The organism is Saccharothrix sp. CCNWYY140, from assembly GCF_037401995.1.
Classification (GTDB): Bacteria; Actinomycetota; Actinomycetes; order Mycobacteriales; family Pseudonocardiaceae; genus Actinosynnema.
On record NZ_JBBEGC010000239.1, the window covers coordinates 1 to 2,330 of the forward strand.

Annotated in this window: 3 protein-coding genes; all 3 read left to right on the top strand. The window is 68.9% G+C overall.

The annotated features are described in order from the left end of the window. The coding region (locus tag WBN91_RS39025) for a non-reducing end alpha-L-arabinofuranosidase family hydrolase (protein ID WP_337729335.1) at positions 1 to 328 on the top strand (328 nt) is incomplete at its 5' end. A gap of 172 nt (positions 329 to 500) precedes the next feature. After that, positions 501 to 1,670: an L-histidine N(alpha)-methyltransferase gene (locus tag WBN91_RS39030; protein WP_337729336.1), complete on the top strand. Its 1,170-nt coding sequence runs from the start codon at positions 501 to 503 to the stop codon at positions 1,668 to 1,670. After that, positions 1,667 to 2,239 carry a hypothetical protein gene (locus WBN91_RS39035; RefSeq protein ID WP_337729337.1) on the top strand — a complete coding sequence of 191 codons (573 nt, stop codon included), beginning with the start codon at positions 1,667 to 1,669 and terminating at the stop codon, positions 2,237 to 2,239. Before WBN91_RS39030 ends, WBN91_RS39035 begins: the two co-directional genes overlap by 4 nt. Positions 2,240 to 2,330 lie beyond the last annotated feature (91 nt).

The following is a 2,330-nucleotide window of genomic DNA, read 5'->3' on the forward strand; positions in this document are numbered from 1 at the left end:
CAAGGACCAGAACCAGTACCTGATGATCGTCGAGGCGATCGGCGCCAACGGGCGCTACTTCCGCTCGTTCACCTCCACCAGCCTCAACGGCAACTGGACCCCGCAGGCCGCCACCGAGAGCAACCCGTTCGCGGGCAAGGCCAACAGCGGCGCCACCTGGACCAACGACATCAGCCACGGCGACCTCGTGCGCACCAACCCCGACCAGACCAAGACCATCGACCCCTGCAACCTCCAATTCCTCTACCAGGGGCGTGACCCCAGGTCCGACGGCACCCCGTACGGGCTGCTGCCCTACCGACCGGGCGTGCTGACGCTGCAACGCTGATCACCCCACCCGGGTCGACCACTGGCGCCCCCACCCCTCACCGGGTGGGGGCGCCGGCCTCGTGGGGAACGCCGGCGGTGGTCGCGGGCTCACCGGTTGTAGTGGAATGCCGCATGGGTGTCGGCGGTGATCGGTAGGCTTCGCGGTGCGAACCGCTGCGCGAGGAGGCCGAGTGACGACGAGCGACGGACGGCTGGTCGGCGATCTGGCCAGGGCCATCGACGAGTCGGACTTCGCCTGGTCGCTGGTGCTCGTCGGGGAGGACCAGCGCGACAAGCTGGCCGCCCTGACCAGCGACCTGCTCGGCAAGCCGTCGACCACCGGGGACGGCAAGCAGATCACGTCCGGGTACGCCTACTGGGGCATCGGGCCGACCATCGCGTGGGCCCACGCCTGCGCCGACCCGTTCTACCTGGTGATGAAGCAGAGCCTGGACTCGTTCACCCGTCGGTGGCGCCGGGTGCGCGGCAAGATCGGCGCGGGCTACCACCACGTGTGCTTCGGCGTGGGCACCGGGCACAAGGACCGGCTCATCCTGGAGCACCTGCTGGAGCGCCATCCCGGCATGCTCTACCTGCCGGTCGACATGAGCTCGGAGATGCTGCGGCTGGGCACCCAGGAGGCCACCCACCGGGTCGGCCTGCGCGGCCACCGGGTCGTGCCGGTGCAGCTGGACTTCTCCATCACCGACAACCTGGCCGAGCTGCGCGAGCTGGTCCACCGCCTGGTCGGCGACGAGCCGGTGCTGTACTCGCTGCTGGGCAACACGATGGCCAACTTCGACCACGACACCGAGCTGCTCGCCGGCCTCACCGCGCTGGTCCGCCCGCAGGACCTGTTCCTGCTGGAGGTAGCGACCACCGAGGCGCTCAGCGACGAGCTGGCGCGCGACGCGGTGGAGGAGTACGCCCGCAGCCGCGCCTACCGCGAGTTCGTGACCAGCGCACTGCTGCACAACACGGACCTGACGATCAACCCGGACGCGGTGCAGTTCCGCGGCGCGGTCGAGGGTGATCGAGCGCTGAAGGTCAAGGTCATGTACCAGAACCAGACCGGCGGGGACATCATGATGATGCTGCCCGACCGCAACCGGGTGCCCTTCCCCGACCGGGACACCATCCGCCTCTACCTGACCCGCAAGTACGACCGCAAGGCGCTGGACGGCATCGTGCGCGAGGTCGGGATGCGCAAGGTCACCGGCACGCACTCGGACTTCCAGGTACCGCGCTCGGCCCAGGGCTTCGGCATGGACCTGCTGCTGCTCGCACCCGGCGGGTCGGTCCCCGAGCCGAGGCCGGACGACGACCTGGGCAGCGCCATCTGGGGCGGTCTGCCCGCATGACGCGGGTCGTGATCACCGCTCTGACGTTCGGGGCGCTCGCGGTGGCGATGGTCCTGGGTGTCACCTGGTTCGCGATGTCGCCACCCGGCCAGCGCTGGGAGCCCGCGGTGAACACGCTGGCACTGCTCGCGGGCGTCACCGGCATCTTCGCCGAACGCTGGGCGTCAAGGCACGAACAGCGCAAGCAGGCGATCGAGTCGATCCGCCTGGAGATGACCCGCAACCGCGAGGTCCTGGACGACGAGGCCTTCAGCCCGACCCGCCCGCGCGGCAGGCGCATCTACCCGCGGCTGGTGCAGTCGGCAGTGGACTCGGCACTGTCGACGGGCGCTCTCGACCCGCGCCACGACGTGGAGCTGATCAACCTCCTGCACCGCTGGCGCACGGCGGTCTCGTCGCTGAACCAGCGCTTGGAGCTGACCGAGATGCTGGTGTTCACCACCACGTCGGACGACCTGGCCGAACAACTGCACAAGGCACTACACGGCCCAACCAGCTTCCTCAACGGCATGCGCACAATGCTCGACCAAGCACAAACCACCCTCGGCGAACCACCCACGCACCGCTGAAGTAGCTCGCTTTTCGAAGTAGCTCGCGCAGCAGACCTCCCAACTTGGGCTTCTTCCGTCATCCCCGTATGGCCTGCCCGAAGGGCTACCA